General features: G+C 48.1%; 15 protein-coding genes and 1 tRNA gene. 9 read left to right on the forward strand and 7 right to left on the reverse strand.

From position 1 onward, the window contains the following. Position 1 precedes the first annotated feature (1 nt). Positions 2-1,204, forward strand: a complete 1,203-nt coding sequence (locus FPE01S_RS08350) for an exo-beta-N-acetylmuramidase NamZ family protein (RefSeq protein ID WP_046368272.1) — start codon at positions 2-4, stop codon at positions 1,202-1,204. A gap of 13 nt (positions 1,205-1,217) precedes the next feature. Here FPE01S_RS08350 and FPE01S_RS25400 read toward each other — a convergent pair whose 3' ends face one another. Beyond that, the gene (locus FPE01S_RS25400) at positions 1,218-2,645 is read right to left on the reverse strand and encodes a hypothetical protein (protein WP_072053961.1); all 1,428 of its coding nucleotides are present in this window, start codon (positions 2,643-2,645) and stop codon (positions 1,218-1,220) included. Between the two features lie 43 nt (positions 2,646-2,688). Then, positions 2,689-2,761: transfer RNA gene (locus tag FPE01S_RS08360), tRNA-Lys, on the reverse strand. A 44-nt stretch (positions 2,762-2,805) separates the two neighbouring features. Between FPE01S_RS08360 and FPE01S_RS08365 the strand changes: the two genes are divergently transcribed. From FPE01S_RS08365 to FPE01S_RS08390, 6 genes are all read left to right on the forward strand, one after another. Continuing rightward, positions 2,806-5,478, forward strand: coding sequence for a glycoside hydrolase family 2 protein (locus FPE01S_RS08365; RefSeq protein ID WP_046368274.1), 2,673 nt, complete (start codon positions 2,806-2,808; stop codon positions 5,476-5,478). A 17-nt stretch (positions 5,479-5,495) separates the two neighbouring features. Next, the gene (locus FPE01S_RS08370) at positions 5,496-6,005 is read left to right on the forward strand and encodes a YdeI/OmpD-associated family protein (RefSeq protein WP_046368275.1); all 510 of its coding nucleotides are present in this window, start codon (positions 5,496-5,498) and stop codon (positions 6,003-6,005) included. A gap of 39 nt (positions 6,006-6,044) precedes the next feature. Further along, positions 6,045-6,722, forward strand: coding sequence for a response regulator transcription factor (locus FPE01S_RS08375; RefSeq protein WP_046368276.1), 678 nt, complete (start codon positions 6,045-6,047; stop codon positions 6,720-6,722). A gap of 9 nt (positions 6,723-6,731) precedes the next feature. Next, positions 6,732-8,018: a sensor histidine kinase gene (locus FPE01S_RS08380; protein ID WP_046368799.1), complete on the forward strand. Its 1,287-nt coding sequence runs from the start codon at positions 6,732-6,734 to the stop codon at positions 8,016-8,018. A gap of 56 nt (positions 8,019-8,074) precedes the next feature. Beyond that, entirely contained in the window at positions 8,075-10,060 is a 1,986-nt protein-coding gene (locus FPE01S_RS08385; protein WP_046368277.1) for an LTA synthase family protein, read from the forward strand. 78 nt (positions 10,061-10,138) lie between these two features. Continuing rightward, a complete protein-coding gene (locus tag FPE01S_RS08390; RefSeq protein ID WP_046368278.1) occupies positions 10,139-12,547 on the forward strand; it encodes a TonB-dependent receptor in 2,409 nt (802 codons plus the stop codon). 19 nt (positions 12,548-12,566) lie between these two features. On the opposite strand, the gene FPE01S_RS08395 is transcribed toward FPE01S_RS08390, so the two are convergent. Then, positions 12,567-12,992, reverse strand: a complete 426-nt coding sequence (locus tag FPE01S_RS08395; RefSeq protein ID WP_046368279.1) for a lipocalin-like domain-containing protein — start codon at positions 12,990-12,992, stop codon at positions 12,567-12,569. 229 nt (positions 12,993-13,221) lie between these two features. Between FPE01S_RS08395 and FPE01S_RS08400 the strand changes: the two genes are divergently transcribed. Then, the gene (locus FPE01S_RS08400; RefSeq protein ID WP_046368280.1) at positions 13,222-14,325 is read left to right on the forward strand and encodes a DmpA family aminopeptidase; all 1,104 of its coding nucleotides are present in this window, start codon (positions 13,222-13,224) and stop codon (positions 14,323-14,325) included. A gap of 68 nt (positions 14,326-14,393) precedes the next feature. On the opposite strand, the gene FPE01S_RS24735 is transcribed toward FPE01S_RS08400, so the two are convergent. After that, a complete protein-coding gene (locus tag FPE01S_RS24735) occupies positions 14,394-15,176 on the reverse strand; it encodes a class I SAM-dependent methyltransferase (RefSeq protein WP_052955610.1) in 783 nt (260 codons plus the stop codon). A gap of 116 nt (positions 15,177-15,292) precedes the next feature. Then, positions 15,293-16,171: a helix-turn-helix domain-containing protein gene (locus FPE01S_RS24740; protein ID WP_052955611.1), complete on the reverse strand. Its 879-nt coding sequence runs from the start codon at positions 16,169-16,171 to the stop codon at positions 15,293-15,295. Between the two features lie 101 nt (positions 16,172-16,272). Between FPE01S_RS24740 and FPE01S_RS08415 the strand changes: the two genes are divergently transcribed. Next, entirely contained in the window at positions 16,273-17,751 is a 1,479-nt protein-coding gene (locus FPE01S_RS08415) for a pyridoxal phosphate-dependent decarboxylase family protein (RefSeq protein ID WP_046368281.1), read from the forward strand. A 417-nt stretch (positions 17,752-18,168) separates the two neighbouring features. Here FPE01S_RS08415 and FPE01S_RS08420 read toward each other — a convergent pair whose 3' ends face one another. Both FPE01S_RS08420 and FPE01S_RS08425 read right to left on the reverse strand, forming a co-directional pair. Next, positions 18,169-18,819, reverse strand: a complete 651-nt coding sequence (locus tag FPE01S_RS08420; protein ID WP_046368282.1) for a hypothetical protein — start codon at positions 18,817-18,819, stop codon at positions 18,169-18,171. 4 nt (positions 18,820-18,823) lie between these two features. After that, entirely contained in the window at positions 18,824-19,093 is a 270-nt protein-coding gene (locus FPE01S_RS08425) for a hypothetical protein (RefSeq protein ID WP_157473934.1), read from the reverse strand. Between the last annotated feature and the right edge of the window lie 11 nt (positions 19,094-19,104).

The following is a 19,104-nucleotide window of genomic DNA, read 5'->3' on the forward strand; positions in this document are numbered from 1 at the left end:
TATGAAACTACTGATTACTACCTGCCTGATCGCGTTGTTGAGTTGTTCTGTAATGTCTGGTCAGAAAGGAAATTCAACCACGATAGTTACCGGTGCAGAACAAACGCAACAGTATGTGCCTCTGCTGAAAGGAAAGCGTGTTGCCATACTGGCCAATCAGACAACCATAATTGGCAGGCAACACCTGGTGGACAGCTTATTGAAGCTCCAGGTCAATATTGTGAAGATATTCGGGCCGGAACATGGTTTCCGGGGGAATGCCAGTAACGGCGCCAAAGTGAAGGACGAACAGGATGCAAAGACCGGATTGAAACTGCTGAGTTTGTATGGTGCAAAACGAAAGCCGACAAAGGAAGACCTGGCCGATGTAGACATTGTCATTTTCGACATTCAGGATGTTGGTTGCAGGTTTTATACCTACATCAACGTATTGCGGGATGTGATGGAAGCCTGTGCTGAAAACGGCAAGCCAATGCTGGTGCTGGACCGTCCCAATCCTAACGGTTACCTGGTAGATGGACCCATTCTCGATATGTCATTAAAATCAGGAATCGGGCAGTTTCCAATTCCCATCGCTCATGGGATGACAATCGGTGAGTTTGCCAACATGATCAACGGAGAAGGTTGGTTGCCCAATCAACTGCATTGCGACGTGAAAGTTATAGCCCTCAAAAACTACCGGCATGAAATGTCCTACACCCTCCCGGTTCCGCCATCCCCCAACCTGAATACGCAACAGAGTATTATGCTGTATCCTTCAATTTGTCTTTTTGAAGGTACAATAGTGAGCCAGGGCCGGGGAACCGATTCTTCCTTTACCATCCTGGGAAGTCCGGCGCTGAAGGGCAAATATGCATTTCATTTCACACCACGGAGCCTGCCGGGAAAGAGTGAAACGCCGCTGCATATGAATGAAACCTGTTATGGTTTGAATCTGTACCAATTTGACGTTACGCCGCTGGTGCGTTCTGGAAAGATCAATATCCAGTGGATGATGGAACTCTATAAAGCCTATCCGGAAAAAGAGAGATTTTTTGACCGGTCCCAAAGCAAACAAATAAATGATATTGACAAACTGGCCGGTACCAAAATGTTCCGCCAGCAGATCATTGACGGTGCTTCAGAAAATGACATCCGAGCGAGCTGGGAGCCGGGACTTACAACCTACAAGACCATGCGGAAAAAGTACCTGCTCTACCCATGATGGTTGAAAGGCGTCAGAATTTTCGGAAACTGTAAGTATACCCTAATAAAAATCCGAAGCTGGAATATTTAGCCTCGGTGATGGTAGTTTCGCCCTGTAACAGGTTGCTTTCACTGGGTTTACTCAGATTGCCGCTCTGTTCGCGGTTGCCATCCTTTCCGTTACTGATGGCGAGCCCAACACTGAGCTCGCTTCTGTTTTTCCGTATAGTACCGCCAACAGTGAAATGATGGATATCCCAGCTGCTCAGGTCAGGTTTGATACCACGCATATCGTTCAGGTCGGTGTCGAAATAGGTCTGATCATTCCTGTAACTGATGTCCAGTGTGACTTTTGGATTCAGGATGTACTCATAACCGAAGGCAAAATTGAACACCGGCCGCGCAGCAGTTCTGACCCTCAGGAATTCATCACTCGTCAACTCCGGGTAAGCGTCCGGAGGACGCGCAAAAGCGGCGGCCTTCGCACGGATAATATCATACATAGCCACCTTGCCGTACCAGGCAACCGTTCCATTGATCTGGGATCTTCCAAAACTGTAAGCAGCGCCACCAGAAACTGAAAACGGTGATTTGAAGGTGGTTTTTAGTTTTTCCTGGCGATCGTTGGCAAGAAAATCGATGCGGGTATCGCCTGAAGGCGGCAGAATATTGGTGCCTGTTGCATCAGCAGCAACGGTGCCTTTTCCAAAAAGTGCGATGGATGGGGCGGTAATGGTCAGTCCCAGATCCCACTGACCCTTGCGCCAGGCTACTCCCAGCTTGGGAATGAACCTCACATGGTAATAGTTCAGGTTCTGGATCAGGTTGCCGGTTACCAGTTCCTCCCCGGGATTCAGGTAAAAACGGGCAAGGAGGGTTCGGCTATAGACCTGCGAGCGGACGCCGATGAAACCGGTAATGCCAATGCTCCAGTTTTCGTTCAGCTGTCTGCCGGCACCAAAGCCGCCTAACATTTCGGTGACCCGGGTGCTGAGGTCTGCCTGTGCAATCAGGGATTCCTGCCCCGGACTTTCATTGTCATTAACAATAGCGAAGTTGCCATCGAGTCTTGCTGTAGATTTGAAATTGAAATCGACAGGTGCCATCAGGCCGTAACTGAATCGCCAGGCATTTTTCCGGTTGGGGATCATTCCGCCAAACAATAACGGAACCGTGGAAACCTGGCTGCTGCGGAAATCTGCTTTATTCCCGGCAGCATTGAAGATGCGGATATTTTCAATGCCATAAATATTGGCATTGATCGACAATGAGCCGGTATCAATGAACCCGAGTGCGCCCGGATTATAGTAGAGGGCAGTGTTGTCGTTCACGCTGCCAACGATTGAACCACCGAGCAGAGCCGACCTGGTTCCGAACTGCTGGGTCCAGTATTGTGTATCCTGTGAAGATGAATGGAAATAGTGCAGAAAGGCATACAGGCCCAGGCAAAACTTTCTCATACCGGAAGTTTTCAGATAATTAATACCAAAGCCTGTACCCGGGTGACCCTGTAGGGACTCGAACCCTAGACCCGCTGATTAAGAGTCAGCTGCTCTACCAACTGAGCTACAGAGTCAAACAACTGCACTTAAGGTACAACGAAATCGTATACTTGCAGCTATGAAATATTGGTGGAGTTTATTGATCACTTGCAGCGGTTTTCTCCCGCTGGCTGCCCAGCAGCGTTATGAATTGAATTCCGGATGGACCGCTGCACCTGCATCGGCGGTAACCATTTCAGGGGAAACACTTTCTTTACCGGGAAAACCCGGCCTCCCTGGAGAAGCCGCCATGCCGGCCGTGGTACCCGGCACTGTGCTCACTACCCTGCTTGATAATAAAAAAGTGCCTGATCCATTTTACGGAATGAACAACAAGCAGATCCCTGACATCTATTTTACGGGACCAGCTGCTTATACCTATTGGTTTGTGAAGGATTTTAAGGAAAAGGCGGAACCTGGCGGTGAGGTTTGGCTGCAGTTCAGGGGCATCAATTATTCCGCTGAAATTTTTCTGAACGGCAAGCGGCTCGACCCGTCGCCGATCAAAGGCATGTTTCTGCGGAAAATCTATAACATTTCGCAATTGCTCGCTAAGGATGGCAAAAACCGGCTTGCCGTGCTGGTTCATCCCCCGGATCATGTGGGAAATCCGAACGGTGGACAGGGCGGAGATGGCCGGATCGCCCGAGATCTCACACACCAGTATGTAGCGGGCTGGGACTGGATACAGCCTATCCCCGACCGAAACACCGGCATCTGGGATAAGGTGTTGATTGAGAAGACGCGGGGAGTCCGGTTGCATGATCCCCACATAGTGACCATTGTTCCCGGGAAACGGTATCCCGGCAATCCACAGGCGCCTGCTACTGTGCGTATCCATGCAACACTTCAGAATCCGACCAGCAGGGTCATTAACGGCACACTCAAATTTGAAGCGGACGGGAAAACGCTCACAAAATCCGTAACCATACCCCCCAACAGTGACCGGGAATATAGTCTCGGTGAAATGACCATTGCCCAGCCGCGGCTCTGGTGGCCTAACGGTTATGGAAGTCCGGAGCTGTACACTGGCATTACCAGTTTTATCACCTCATCGGGTGTAACAGACAATGATACCCTGAAATTTGGCATTCGTCAGGTTGACAACCAATGGAATGCGCATACCCGCAGCATGCAGGCTTATGTAAACGGACAGCCAGTCTTTATCAAAGGCGGAAACTGGATCATTTCGGACGCCATGCTCCGGTTCAGCAGGGAACGCTACGATGCTGAAGTGCGCTTTCACCGGGACATGAACCTGAATCTGATCAGGATCTGGGGCGGAGCGCTGACCGAAAGACCGGAGTTCTATGAAGCCTGTGATAAATACGGAATGCTGGTTTTCCAGGATTTCTGGTTCAGTGGTGACTGCAACGGCCGATGGATTGACCCGATGAAAACGGATGATCAATGGATGCGCAGGAGTTACCCGGATAACCATAAGCTCGTACTGGAAGCCATGGGTGATCAGATCAGGATGATCCGCAATCACCCAAGCCTGGCTTTCTGGTGTGGCGGCAACGAAATAACACCACCTGCGGATATCCTGTCGGCACTCAAAGATTCATTGCTGCCTGCCCTGGACGGCACCAGGCAACTTTTCGATTATTCCAACAGCGATAGCATGTCGTTGAATACTTTGGGCGGCAACGGCGATGGGCCTTATGGTATACAGGAAAACGGCTATTTCTGGCAACACCGGACGTTTCCCTATAACAGCGAAATCGGCTCCGTCGGGGTGGGCGACTATGCTTCCCTGAAGAAATTTATTCCTGCTGAGAACCTGGTGCCACCGGTAGAAGGCAGAGGCAAAGACAATCAGGTGGATTCAGTTTGGCATTACCATAAATACATCGGGTATAACGACCAGGTCAGTCGCTATGGCCCGGTGAAAGATGTCAGGGATTTTGCGATGAAAGCCCAGCTGGTCAACTATGACCAGTATCGTGCGCTGGCAGAAGGATTTACCGCCCGTATGTGGGATTGGTATACCGGTGTGATGATCTGGAAAACCCAGAATCCCTGGACGGCGTTACGCGGTCAGATGTATGACTATTATCTCGATGTGAATGCCTGTTTATATGGACTCCGTTCAGGCAGCCGGCCTTTGCATATCATGTTCAATCCCTCCGACAGCACTGTTTGGATAGCAAACAACGGATTTTCAACTGTCCGCGACCTGATGCTGCGGGTAAGCGTAGTGGATATTGCAACTGGAAAAGACTCTCTGTATTCAATGGTATTTAATGAGATCGGGGCCAGTTCGGCGAAATATTATTTCGGTATGGATGGCTTCCTGCAGAAGCTCAACAAAACTGAAGGTTGCCTGGTAAAGCTGCAGCTTTCTGATGCTGGTCAACATTTATTAGACGAAAATATCTACTGGTTGCCAGGAAGGAATGGAAAATATGATGCGCTTTCCCGCCTTCCGCCATCAAAGCTGACCGTTAAAGTGGATCGCCTTGCAGAACACCAGCCAGGCGGAAATGCAACTTCAGAGGAAACACTGAATGTGACCCTGACCAATCCGGAAAACGCGCCCGTTGCATTTTTTAATCGCGTGGCATTGGTACGGAAGTCTACTGGTCAACGGATTTTGCCAACCTTTTTCGACGACAATTATATTACCGTGATGCCGGGAACCAGCAAAACGATCAGGGTGACCTATCCTGCGGGCAGCGTAAAAGGAGAACAGCTTGCAATCGAGATCTATGGCTGGAACCTGGAACATCGTATTGTACCCGTTCCCTGACCTACATTTACCATCAGATGGCGATAAAGAAAAAAAAGCCTGATTTCGTGATCAATGGCGATTTTCTGCTGCGACGCATGGCGGGAAAGGGCGGCTGGACTTACGCCGCTATTCCTGACCCGTTGCCGAAAGGCGATCGGCCTTTCGGGTACAAGAGGGTTAGTGGTACGGTGGATGGGCATACGGTTACAGGCTGCAGCCTGATGCCGATGCAGGGGGGCGGACTGTTTCTGCCGGTAAATGCCTCCCTGCGTAAAGCAATTGGCAAAAAAGCAGGTGATACGGTCCGGATAGCGTTGTATCCGGACGAGGCGCCCATCGGTCTGCCGGAGGATTTTGCCGCATGTCTGGAAGATGCGCCGGGTGCATTGGAAATATTTCGTTCGTTCACCCATTCCCAACAGAAATATTTTCTGGTCTGGATTGATGGCGCCAGGCGGGAGGAGACACGGGTAAACAGAATTGCGAAAAGTATTTCCAAGATCTTGCGGGGAGAAACCCTGTATGACCAGTGGGGAAGGATCTGATTCAAAATTTCTTCGAAATTCAACTGCTAGTTTTGGCGTATGAAAGTCCTTATAGTCGAAGATGAGCCTGATCTGGCCAGAAGTATAGATGAATATCTTTCATCAGAGCACTATCTGTGTGAGCATGCGCCGACATTTGGTGAAGCGATGGACAAGATTGCCGTGTTTGACTATGACTGCATCCTGCTGGATATTTCCCTTCCTGACGGCAATGGCCTGAAGCTCCTGGAAACGCTCCGGAAAGAAAACAAGCAGGACGGTGTGATCATCATTTCAGCGAAAAATGACCTGAAAGATAAAGTGCTGGGACTGCAGATCGGTGCAGATGACTACCTCACCAAGCCTTTCCACCTGCCAGAACTCACTGCGAGGGTTTTTTCAATTATCCGGAGAAAACAATTCAGCAATTCAAATATTATCAGGCAGGGAGAACTGGAAGTAGATCTGCTGGCGAAGACTGTTATGGTTCAAAACAAGCCAGTCACCCTTACCAAAAAGGAATTTGATCTCCTGATCTATTTCATCGGAAATAAAAACAGGGTGCTGTCCAAGAGTACCCTTGCCGAATACCTGTCCGGCGACTTTGCAGATATGCTGGACAATCATGATTTTGTGTATGCCCATGTCAAGAACCTGAAGAAGAAACTGAGTGATGCGGGGTGTGAACCATACCTGAAAACTGTTTATGGAACAGGATATAAATGGGAGGGCAACTAAATGAGCAGGATGCGCCCCTTACTATATAAAACCACAAGACCTTTCCTGATCTATGTACTGGTTGTGCTGGTGATCAGCGTGCCGGTTTATTACCTGGTAGTGGATGCGATCTGGCGAAACGAACTGGACGAGCACAACGAAATCATTGCCGGTCAGACGGCTTTCGAGATTAACCGGTTAAAATTTCCGGAAGACAAACTGCAACAAAGCATAAAACTCTGGAATGATATCCAGCCGGGAACAAATATCAGGCCCGTGGAAGCCGGAGACAGATTAACTGACAGCACGTTTACTATCGATAAGGCCAGGTCTTCGGCAGATTCGGTAATTGTTGATCGCTTCAGGTGTCTTTCTGCTGTTATTTACCTGAACGGCAAGCCATATCGCTTTACTGTAGAGACCAATATTGAAGAAACCCGTGAGACCATTGCCCTGATCGCCGCTACAACCATCTTCTTTTTCCTGCTGATCGTTGCAGGCCTGCTGTATCTCACGAGGAAACTTTCAGATACTGTCTGGAAGCCATTCCACAATACGTTAAACAAACTCAAGGTGTTTAACCTGAACAGCAATACCAATATTGAATTCAACCGTTCCGACACCATGGAATTTGAGGAATTGAATCTGTCATTGCGCAAACTGATCGATCATTCGGTAACTGTCTACAAAAGCCAGAAAGAATTCACAGAAAATGCTTCGCACGAACTACAAACACCGCTTGCTATCCTGAAAAGCAAGCTCGATCTGTTGATGCAAAGTGAAAACCTCACCGAACAACAATACCTTATTGCGGAAGACATGAACCGCGCTTTGATCAGGAGCTCGCGGATCAACAAAAATCTTCTGTTACTGGCCAAAATTGAGAACAGCCAGTTTGAAACCGTCGAAACGGTAGATTTCAGCCAGCTGGTTCGCCAAAACATCAACCTGCTCAGTGAACACTTCACGCAAAAGAATATTGTTGAAAGCGACAGTGTACAGGAAGACGTGCAGGTGAAAGGGAATAGTGGGCTGATCGAGGTACTAATCCAGAACCTCGTGCTCAATGCTATCCGGCATTCCAAAGAGAATGGTGATATACAGATAATTTTAACAAAGCAATTTTTTGAAGTAGCCAACTCCGGGACGCATCCTCTGAATACTGATAACCTGTTCGGACGTTTCATAAAAGCTACTTCCGACAATGGCGGAAGCGGATTGGGATTGTCAATTGTGCAGGAGGTATGCAAATACCACGGCTGGAGAATACATTACAGTTTTGAAGATGCGTTCCATCGGTTCACCGTGACGTTCTGAATTCTAAATTTCTTCTAAATTGGGTCGGTACTTTACTCGTTTTAACGAGTAAGTCTATGAATACCAGGGTTGGTTGGTTAAGGCCGGTTGAAAAACTATTGAACGGCAGGTTCGCTGCACTATTTGCTGTATTAGCGATTTATATTATGCTTTCAGGTCTGGTAAGGATCACCTTCCTGGCCTGGAGTGTTGGCGATCTTGACTTCAACCTCCTCTTCCTGACGAAGGCTTTTGTGATGGGCTTTTTGTTTGACCTGGCAACAGGCATTTGTTTTCTGCTGCTTTACTGTGTCTATCTTTTGATTTTTCCGAAGGCCTGGATCGGTTCAATCGCAGACAGGATAATCACCAGCACCTACTTCGCGATTGTACTGCTGATAATTTACTTCAGCCTGCTGGCGGAAATTCCTTTCTGGAGTGAGTTTGGGGCCAGGTTCAATTTTATTGCAGTCGATTACCTGATTTACACCTATGAAGTAATCGCGAATATCAACCAATCCTATCCGCTTCCTCTCATCATCACGGTTTTGATTACGCTGGTGATCCTGACATTCGTTTTGCTTCATAAAAAAGGTGTATTCCGTTCGACCTACTCAAACGCAATGCCCATCGGGTCCAGGGTGAAATATGCAATGCCTTTGATCATTCTTGGAGTTTCCCTGCTTGTCCTGCTGAGAAACAAGCAGGCTGACTTCAGCGGTAACCGGGTGATCAATGAGTTGGGGAAAAATGGTGTGTTTTCTTTTATAGCAGCATTCCGTGCCAATGAGCTGGACTATGATGTGTATTACCCAAAGCTCGCTGAAAAGGAAGCTTATCATATTCTGAAAGAAAACCTCTTGCAGAAAAACCAGCAGTTTGTTTCGGGACAGTGGGACAATATCATACGCGGTACTACAGATTCATTGGAAATCAGACCAAATATTGTCCTGATAGCAATAGAAAGCTTTAGCGCTGATTTTCTGAAATCATTTGGCAATACCGCTAACCTGACTCCGTTTTACGACAGCCTGGCGGTCAAAAGCGTTTTCTTCACCAATCTCTATGCAACCGGAACAAGAACGGTACGGGGTATGGAGGCGCTTACATTGTCTGTACCTCCTACTCCTGGCAACAGTATTGTCAGGCGGCCGGATAATCAGCATGTTTTCTCCATTGGGACCGTGCTGAAACAAAAGCATTACCACCCTTATTTCATCTACGGTGGCGACGGCTATTTTGACAACATGAACAATTTCTTTGGTGGCCAGGGTTTCGATATTGTAGACAGAGACAGGGGCAATCCATTGTCGGACCATATTGCTACCCGGCGGATGAATATTCCAACGAATGAAGTCTCATTTGAAAACGCATGGGGTGTTTGCGATGAAGACCTGTACCGGCAATCGATTAAGTATGCCGATTCGGAAGCAGTGGAGGGTAGTCCTTTTTTCCAGTTTATCATGACAACCTCCAACCACAAGCCGTATACTTTCCCTGGCGGACGAATCGATCTTCCACAGGGAGAACGAAATGCTGCAGTAAAATATACCGACTTTGCCCTGAAGAAATATATTGAAGATGCTCAGAAGAAGCCATGGTTCAGGAATACTGTGTTTGTTGTGGTTGCCGATCATTGCGCCAACAGTGCTGGCAAATGGGAGATCAATATCGACAAGCATCATATTCCGGCTATTTTCTTCAACCTTCCCCACGCACCGGAACGAATTGACCGGCTGACCTCCCAGATCGACATTATGCCTACACTTTTCGGTTACCTTCACTGGAACTATCATACCGCCCTGTATGGTCAGGACATCAACCAGGTCAATTCGGGAGAAGAAAGAGCATTTATCGGAAATTACCGGACACTGGGTGAATTGAAAGGCGATGTTTTCACACAGATCGATGACCGTAAAAATGTTAAACAATTCCGTGTGTCTGAAAAGGACAGGTCGATGGAAGTGGTAAAGAAACAGAATTCGGCACTGGTATCTGAAACGATAGCCTATTATCAGACGGCTAGTGAAAGATTTGCGAGCGGCAAAATGAAAGAGCGCTGAATTCATGTGAGGTTAATTCTCCCTTCAGGAAATATTCTAAATCAGGGCGCAATATTGTTTTTCATTTAATAGTGGAAAATGATAAGACAGCTATTGTGTGGAATTGTTTTAATCTTTTTTGCTTCAGTAGTGCTGGCCCAGGCAACCTCAGTAACTGTTTCAGGAAGCGTACGAAGCAACCGGGAAAAGACCGCGGTTTCCTATGTCAATATTACGGTAACGACTACGAAGGATTCAGCCATTCTTGCCGGCACCATAACAGATGCATCAGGAAAATTTTCCCTCACCGGTATTAAACCCGGAAATTATCTTTTAGATATTTCCTCTGTTGGATTTACCCGCAAATCGGTTTCCCTGTATGTGGGAAGCGTTTCAGCATTTCTGGCAATTCCTGTGATTGAACTGGATGAGGAGGCTGTGTCCCTGGACAATGTAACGGTTACGGCAGGCGGAAGTGGCCAGGGGAATGTCCGGGAGAAAAAAGTATACCTGGTTTCCGGAAATATCAGTCAGTCAGGCGGTTCGGTTCTTCAGAACCTGCAGGCAGCTGCGGGCGTCACCGTTCAGGATGGAAAAGTTTTGTTGAGGGGCAGCGACAAGGTAACCGTTTTGATTGACGGGAAGCTTTCCGCATTAACCGGATATGGCAGCCAGTCCGGACTTGATAACATTCCGTCATCGGCTGTAGACAGAATTGAGATTATTAACAATCCGCCATCCCGCTATGAATCCAACGGTAGTGCAGGGATAATCAATATTATCCTGAAAAAGGAAAAACAGGATGGATTTAACGGCAGAGCCGGCATCGCGTTGGGTGCAGGTTCGCTCTGGGTGAGAAAAGAAAATCTTCCCGGTATGACGCCGCAGTATACGGTCACGCCAAAGATCAACCCGTCTGTTTCTGCAAATTACCGGAAGGGAGATGTCAATCTTTTTCTACAGGCAGATAATCTCTATACCCACACTTTAAATAAGAATGAGTTTGTAGAACGAACTTACGATGACGGTACAGTGATAAAATCGCAGTTGAAAAGAAACCGGAATACCAACTTTTTTACCAGCAAGGTGGGTGTAGATTGGGATCTCAATAAGCAGGACCGGCTGACAATTTCAGGAATGTATGGGAGCGAAAAGATTGTAGACAATGGCGAACAGCCGTTTTATGGAACCGAGTCGTCGAAGCCCCAGCGTATGTGGACTTTCCGCGAGGATGAAATAAAAACAACGGCAATCGGATCGGTTGATTTTCTGCACCGGTTCAGCCGGGCCGGGCAGGTGCTGAGGGCAGGAGCTAATTTTAACTTTCACCAGGAAGATGAACAATACCACTATATCAACACCCTTCCTTCATCTTCAGGTAATGATGCCTTTAAATTGCTGTCGACAGAAAAGATCATTGATGTGAACCTTGATTATGTACAGCCGCTACGGTATGGAAGATTTGAAGCCGGAGTTAAGATGCGGTACAGGGTAATACCAACCGATATGGATTTCAGGCCGGGCGTCAATTCTGTTCTGGACAGCAGTGCCGGCGGATGGGCCAGGTACAGGGAAGTGATACCTGCCGGCTATGGAAACTATTACTATGAAAATCAACGGTGGGAGCTGGAAATGGGGTTACGCCTGGAATATGCACAGGTTTCCTATGATGTGGATCCCAACCATAATACTTATAAAAGTAACGGATACCACTACCTGCAACCATTTCCGAATTTCAGGTTCGGGTACAAATTGGATGACGATCACCGGATAACATTGTCCTACACGCGGAGGATCGATCGGCCCAATGAAGTGGATATCCGGATTTTTCCCAAGTATGATGATGCGGAAATCATCAAGGTGGGCAATCCTGCCTTGCGGCCGCAGTATACCAATAACATTGAAGCGGAATATCGCAACAACCGCAACCGCGGTGGATTCCAGGTGGCCCTGTACCATCGGTTTGCATCGGGAACCATTACCAGGATAGCCAGTATCGTACCGGGAAGTACGCTGGTTTATGCCGTATCCCAGAATGCCGGTACCAGTTTCAGTACCGGCCTGGAGGCGGTTTTTTCGCAGAAAGTATCAAAAGTTTATAAGTTCGAGGTTAACGGCAATATTTACCGGAACCAGATCAATGCCTTTGAAGTGCAAAACCTTTATCCGCAGCCTTCTGTATTTCAGTCAGCAGAGCAGCAACAATGGTCAGGTAACATCAAGCTGAATAACCAGTTCAGTTTCACAGGCGGATGGCAGGCACAGACCCTTTTAGCTTTTATGGCACCCGATATTATTCCCCAGGGTAAGATCCTGGCGAGGTATTCCCTGGATGCAGGGGTAAAGAAAACCATTCAGAAAGGCAAGGGTGAGGTATTTGTGAACGTAACAGATCTGTTCAACACAATGGTCATCAGGAAGGAAATCCGGGGTACCGGATTTCGCTATACCAGTGATGACTATTACGAAACCCAGGTTGTCAGGGCCGGATATACTTTCAAGTTCTAGGCGGATGCTACGTTTGATCCTAACGCTTGTTAAAGGTCAAGGTAGAGCGGTCGCCGGTAACGTAGGTGTCATGAAATTCAAGCACCAGTTGTTTGCAGTCAAACTTTTTCACAGGAACGGTTTCGTCATCGAGGATGAGGTTGTTTCCTGAAAGCGACCAGGAACCGTCCACTGATTCCGGTCCGTCGCATAGTACGCCGGCATCTTCGAAGAGGTATTGACCGTTGCTGTTAAAGGTGAAGGTGTCATCCCGTTCACAGGGTTCTGTATCGGGCATCTGGTCTACTTCGGGAGAGGAACTGGATTCTTTGTAGAGATAACTCGAAATGGTGTAGGTGCCGGATACGGAGCTGACATTGAGGGTGCATTCAGGTTTGTCGTCGTCATCTTTTTTGCAGGAAGCGAGGCTGGAAAAGAGAAAAACAGCCATTAGTAACTGTTTCATATTTGGAGGTTTAGGTAGCTGGGGAAATTCACCTTCCTCTTTCACAGATCTGATATCAAAATAACAACAAGTTTCAGGCATTGTCAATGGGGGATTTTCCCATTCCCCACGTTATTTTACCCGGCTTCCTTAAATTAGGTGTTGTTATAACGTTTTAACTATGCGTCTTCAAATTGCTTGTGCTTCAACCCTCTTCGCAGGGGTAGTAATAATTTGCTTTTTACCTGGCATGGCGTTCAGCCAGGTTGGCGACAAAAAGCAGGAACGTCAGCGGCCGCGGCAGTTTGGTATCGTGATTGGCGTATTGCCAACCGGTAGACTGAACAGCATAACCGATGTGTTCGGGGTTAAAGTCGGCCAGGTAACGCTGATCAAAGGTGATTCTGTAAGAACAGGTGTAACAGCGATCCTTCCGCATGGTGGCAATATATTCCAGGAAAAAGTTCCCGGTGCAGTTTTCGTGGGTAACGGATTTGGCAAACTCGCCGGAAGCACCCAGGTGGAAGAACTGGGAAATATTGAATCGCCGATCGTGCTCACCAATACGCTGAATGTTCCTTCAGCGGCTACCGGTATCATTCAGTATACATTACAGCAGGCAGGCAACGATAAAGTAGCTTCCGTAAATGCCCTTGTGGGTGAAACGAATGATGGATGGCTGAATAATATACGGGCGCAATACGTACAAATCGCTGATGTGATGCAGGCTATCCGGACAGCTGGTACGGAACAGGTACTGGAAGGAAATGTCGGTGCCGGAACAGGCACGGTATGCTTCGGATTTAAAGGCGGTATCGGAACGGCATCCCGCAAACTGCCTGCTTCATTGGGGGGATATACGGTGGGCGTACTGGTTCAGACAAATTTTGGGGGCGTCCTGCAGGTTGACGGGGTGCCGGTGGGGGAAGAACTCCGGAAATTTTCTTTCAGCCAGGAAATCCTGCAGGATGTAGATGGTTCCTGTATGATGGTCGTTGCCACGGATGCCCCGATTGATGCCAGGAATCTGAAACGCCTGGCAAAAAGGGCCTTCCTGGGGCTTGGCCGCACAGGCGGTATCGCTTCCAATGGAAGCGGCGATTACGTGATCGCTTTTTCCACGGCACCTGGACTGCGCATACCACATGAGAGCAAAAGCAGTCTGCAAAACCAGCAGACTCTTACCAATGACGCCATGTCTCCCCTGTTTATGGCAGCGATCGAAGCAACAGAAGAAGCGATCATCAATTCCCTGTTCATGGCTACCGACATGCAGGGGTTTGGCGGGCATACTGTGCAGGCGCTTCCGCTGGAGGAAACCCTGAAGATCATCCGCAAATACAACCGGCGCTGAAAGCCGCAAAAAAGCCCTCCCGGTCGGGGAGGGCGAGGATAAGGCTGAACAGGTTGAAATAGGAGTATCTATTTTTCTGCGACGAACAGCAGGAAGCTGTTTTGCAGGTGATGCATTCCGTCTGCCACGGCATAAGGCTCCATTGCTTTTGCAATCGTCGTTACTACTGTTTCCCTGCTGACCTGGTTCAGTGCCAGCGCTGCAGGGCCGGTACCCATAAAGCTTTGAACAGCATCTTCCAGGGAATAATACAGGAAGGGACAGGCGACTTTCGTGCGGCTCACCAGGCGAATGCCAATCTCTTCGAAAACAGCTTCTACCTTACCGTCTTCTGACAAAGCAAACGGTCCCGGAGTTCCCGGAGGCGGTGGCGGCAGTAAGGTCCCGATGGCTTTCAGGATATTAGTGGCTTCACTGGCCTCGGGTTTATCCCACAGACCAATTACCAGTTTGCCGCCGGGACGCAATACACGGACAGCTTCACGGAGTGCATTGGCAAAGTCGCCGGCATACTGGAAAGAATTAAAACCGGTTACCACATCAAAATAATTGGCTGCGAAAGGCATTGATTCAAGATCTTCTTCAAGGATATTGATCCCCGGATTTCTTTCGCGGGCCAGTTTCAGTAAGCCAGGTGCTGCATCGATTCCAATCACACTGGCGCCCGCTTTAAAAGCAAGATGAAGAAACAGCCCGGAACCGCAACCCGCGTCAAGCAGTGCTGTTTCATTTGTTAACGGAATCTGCCTGAAGGCAGTTTTGTACAAAGGCAGAAAATGCGGTTCAAAATGTTTGGACCAGTAGGTGGGCGCTACGCTCCACAGTTTGCCCTGGATTTCTTTGGTAGGCATGTGAACAAGGTTAAATGGTTAAGAAAAATTTGAGTTGTAAAACTATTCTTAGCCATCGCACTGCACATTTCTCAGCAGTTCATTGATTTTTCTGTACAGTCCAGATTTGATTGACTTCAGTCCTGCCGGATAGCCTTGGCCCCGGATGGCGCGACACCGAAGCGTTGTTTAAATGCCCTGCTGAAATGAGAATTGTTTTCAAACCCACTTTCGAAAGCTGCCTCACTGATTGATTTTCCGTGGTTGTTTAACAGGTTTTTGGCATGCAGCAGTCGTTTTTCCATCAACCATTTTCCCGGGGCCTGCCCGAAAGCCTGTTGAAAGTCGCGTTTAAACGCGGAGAGGCTGCGGTTGCAAAGGCGTGCATAGGCTTCCAGTTTGAGGTTGAAGCAGTAGTTGTCTTCCATCACCCTTTGCAGGGATAAAGAGCGGGGCTCATGTAACAGGGAGCAGAAATAGGATAAGAGTTGTGCATTTCGCGGGTTGTCTGCAATTGTCAGGATGAGTTCGCGGAATTTCAGTTCCAGCAGGGAAGGGTCTGGGTCGTTGGTTTCAGCAAAATAGGAGGACATCGAATGAAAAAAGGCTGCCAGCGTTTCGCTGTTGTTCAGAAACATCAGTGGATCATAATGCTTAGGATAATCAGCCAGTGGCCTGGACCTGGCTTTAAGGGTATCGCAGATGAATTCGTCTGGAATAAAAAATAACACTACGCAAAATCCTACATCAAACATCTGCTCCAGGATGAATGCGCCTTTCCGAACAAAAACACAGGTGTTTTTCTGCAGGTCATGACTGCCCTGGGCAGTGTGCCAGATCTTACGGCCGTCTATCACATAAAAGAGGCAATTGTATTGCGTCCAGAGATCAGCGAACTGTGTCTTCATCAACCGCGCGTCGAGTGGGCAATTGAATGCGGTGATCAGGCTGTTGTTACACGTGAACTGCCTGTAGAAATTGGGGTTTTGCAATACACGTTCGAAAAAGTTTACCATTAGTTTCTGTTGACAATTATGGGCTGCGGGGATACGGGGTTGGACTTTCCAGCAAAACGGAACAATGCGGGTTCTGCTAATTTCGTGTTTTATTATTTTATATGACAACGAATAAGATAGACATGACCCCTGCTGAATTCCGGCAGGCCGGTTACGTCCTCGTGGATCGCATTGCTGATTTCCTCGGCCGGATACGGCAGATGCCCGTGACCCGGGGCGAGCAACCCAGTCAATTACGGGTATTGCTGGGTCAGGAGGGCCTTCCCATTGAAGGAAAGTCTCCTGGAGAATTGCTGGAACATGCAGCGGATCTTGTTCTGGAACATTCTTTATTGAACGGGCATCCGCAATTTTATGGATATATCACTGCTTCCGCGGCTCCAATCGGGGCACTGGCGGATTTGCTGGCCGCAGCTGTTAATCCCAATGTAGGTGCGCAGGTGCTTAGCCCCGTTGCAACTGAGATCGAAAGGCAAACCATACTATGGCTGGCGCAATTCATTGGGTTACCAACCACCTGGGGTGGTCTTCTTGTAAGTGGAGGGAATATGGCCAATTTAACCGGATTTCTTACCGGCTGGCAGGTAAAGAACAATCAGGCGGGTGGAAATAAAAAGTGGAAAATATATTGTTCACATCGTACGCATATCTGGATTGAAAAAGCCGTACTGCTTTGCGGTACCGGGAAAGCTTCACTCCAAATGATTTCCACAGGCAATGATGGCAGGATAGATATCGGCGTTCTTGAATCAACTATCCGGGAGGATGTTGAAAACGGATTTGCCCCTTTGATGATTATCGGGTCGGCAGGTGATGTAAGCACCGGTGCGGTAGATGATCTGGCGGCACTGGGTACGGTTGCTGCAACGTACAGTGCATGGTATCATATTGACGGTGCTTATGGAATGCCCGCGGCTTGTCTTCCTGGACTGCAAAATATGTTCCGTGGCCGGGAATCCGCCGATTCAATTGCGCTCGATCCGCACAAATGGCTGTACAGCGCTCTTGAAGCAGGTTGCACCCTGGTGAAGGATCCCCGCCACCTGGTTCAGACGTTCAGTTCGCATCCTTCCTATTTCAATTTTGAGGGAAATGGGGAAGAACAGCCGGTTAATTATTATGAATACGGATTACAGAATTCGCGGGGTTTCCGCGCGCTGAAGGTCTGGTTAGGGTTACAACAGGCTGGATTGAATGGTTATCGTACTATGATAGCCGAAAACATCAGGTTATCCCGTCTCATGTTTCAGCTGGCTGATAGTGAATCTGCGCTTGAGGCTGTTACACAAAACCTGAGCATCACTACCTTCAGGTTTATTCCCGCTGGTACAGAAGTGTCTGGTGCCGATCCACAAATACAGGAACAGCTAAACCGGTTCAACGAAAAATTGCTGAATCAGTTGCAACAGGAAGGCAATATTTTTCTTTCGCATGGACTGATTGACGATAAGTACTGTCTTCGCGCCTGTGTCGTGAATTTCCGGACAACCGAGGAAGATATCCGGGCAATGATCGCGACCGTTGTAATGCAGGGAAACCTGCTCCTCAAAACTTTTCCATTAGAGGGCCTGGCGAAGTAATATTTCCACCTCCCGGTTAAACATGCTTTAACCCAGTTTCATCCTTGCTTCATCCCTGCAATGGCGGGTTGCTTGTTGTTGCAGGGGTAAATAAGCCGGGTATCATTGAAGAACAGAGGAAGCAAGGATGAAGCCATGAAGATATAAGGTTGGGCCTGAGCTAACCCTGAGCTAACCCTGAGCTAACCCTGAGCTAACCCTAAGGTGACCCTAAGCTGACCCTAAGGTGACCCTAAGGTGACCCTTAGCTGAACCCACAGAGCATTGATAATAAATCGGTTATGTCTCTTGAATGAAGATCTGTAATATGTATAAAATTTCGATAACCAATATTTTAGCTGGTATCGGGTTCTGCAGACGTTGAAATTGTGGTGGAGGCCTGATAGCTAACCAACCACACAGGCGGGAGCGCAGAATTCACTTCTTTTTTCGCCAGGCTTTTCCAAAAAAGAGATTGACCTGGAAGCCTGCTGAAGTCTGGAGGCTGTTGAACTGTGTGAACACGCCGGCACCCAGTCCCATAAAGGTGGCAAATGCCCATTTTGCATCTGCTTTCAGTACCCCGCCTACAGTCGTTTTGTTATCGCGCAGAACACCATAGTTAGATGAACTTTCGAATAACCCGCCTGTTACTTGCTGTGGCGTGAAGGTCAATTCTTCGCCAAAGACCAGGGAAAGTCCGGCTTCAGTTGTAAACCAGAATTTCCGGCCCAGATCAAAAATTCTTCCCCCGGTAAAACTGATACAGTTCAGGTTAGCATATAACTTTCGTTCCTCGGTCATAAAAGGCATCGTCTCTACATATGCGGGTTTGTAATCTGCCGGCAGGTTTTTCGGTTCGTATTTTATATTCTGATAGGTGAGTCCGGCTGTCCAGTTGCTTTTGAACACACCGGTCAAACCAAGCACGGTATTGTAACCGCCGGGTGTGGCCGGGCCCAACCCGAACTGACCGTAGAATTTCCTGAAAACTGTGTCCTGTTCCTGGGCGGATATCGTTGGCTGAAAATAGAACAGGAAGCACATGAAGATCACGGCCGCGCGAAGCAGCAGATGGAATGTTTTCATAAAATCATTTTAATGCCTGGATGCCATCTTCTACCAACTGGAAAACGCCGTTGCTTTTGAAATGGTAACTGTTGTCTCTTTCACAAGGTTCAGCATCCGGAAGCTGATCGACTGGTGTCGAGGTGCTGGTTAGCTTGTAAGAGACACTGGTGACGGAGTAGACGCCGATTACAGCGGCTTCATTGAGCACGCATTCGGTTTTTTTGTCATCATCATCCTTGTTGCAGGTAGTAAGGCTGGCAGAGAGTAAAACAGCCCTGAGCAACTGTTTCATATGCGGAGGTT

It is taken from the genome of Flavihumibacter petaseus NBRC 106054 (genome assembly GCF_000974785.1).
Classification (GTDB): domain Bacteria; phylum Bacteroidota; class Bacteroidia; order Chitinophagales; family Chitinophagaceae; genus Flavihumibacter; species Flavihumibacter petaseus.

Bases quoted from the DNA above. Each gene is read 5' to 3' on its own strand.
- FPE01S_RS08350 (WP_046368272.1), top strand. From the start codon at position 2: ATGAAACTACTGATTACTACCTGCCTGATCGCGTTGTTGAGTTGTTCT.
- FPE01S_RS25400 (WP_072053961.1), bottom strand. From the start codon at position 2,645: ATGAGAAAGTTTTGCCTGGGCCTGTATGCCTTTCTGCACTATTTCCAT.
- FPE01S_RS08365 (WP_046368274.1), top strand. From the start codon at position 2,806: ATGAAATATTGGTGGAGTTTATTGATCACTTGCAGCGGTTTTCTCCCG.
- FPE01S_RS08370 (WP_046368275.1), top strand. From the start codon at position 5,496: ATGGCGATAAAGAAAAAAAAGCCTGATTTCGTGATCAATGGCGATTTT.
- FPE01S_RS08375 (WP_046368276.1), top strand. From the start codon at position 6,045: ATGAAAGTCCTTATAGTCGAAGATGAGCCTGATCTGGCCAGAAGTATA.
- FPE01S_RS08380 (WP_046368799.1), top strand. From the start codon at position 6,732: ATGCGCCCCTTACTATATAAAACCACAAGACCTTTCCTGATCTATGTA.
- FPE01S_RS08385 (WP_046368277.1), top strand. From the start codon at position 8,075: ATGAATACCAGGGTTGGTTGGTTAAGGCCGGTTGAAAAACTATTGAAC.
- FPE01S_RS08390 (WP_046368278.1), top strand. From the start codon at position 10,139: ATGATAAGACAGCTATTGTGTGGAATTGTTTTAATCTTTTTTGCTTCA.
- FPE01S_RS08395 (WP_046368279.1), bottom strand. From the start codon at position 12,992: ATGAAACAGTTACTAATGGCTGTTTTTCTCTTTTCCAGCCTCGCTTCC.
- FPE01S_RS08400 (WP_046368280.1), top strand. From the start codon at position 13,222: ATGGCGTTCAGCCAGGTTGGCGACAAAAAGCAGGAACGTCAGCGGCCG.
- FPE01S_RS24735 (WP_052955610.1), bottom strand. From the start codon at position 15,176: ATGCCTACCAAAGAAATCCAGGGCAAACTGTGGAGCGTAGCGCCCACC.
- FPE01S_RS24740 (WP_052955611.1), bottom strand. From the start codon at position 16,171: ATGGTAAACTTTTTCGAACGTGTATTGCAAAACCCCAATTTCTACAGG.
- FPE01S_RS08415 (WP_046368281.1), top strand. From the start codon at position 16,273: ATGACAACGAATAAGATAGACATGACCCCTGCTGAATTCCGGCAGGCC.
- FPE01S_RS08420 (WP_046368282.1), bottom strand. From the start codon at position 18,819: ATGAAAACATTCCATCTGCTGCTTCGCGCGGCCGTGATCTTCATGTGC.
- FPE01S_RS08425 (WP_157473934.1), bottom strand. From the start codon at position 19,093: ATGAAACAGTTGCTCAGGGCTGTTTTACTCTCTGCCAGCCTTACTACC.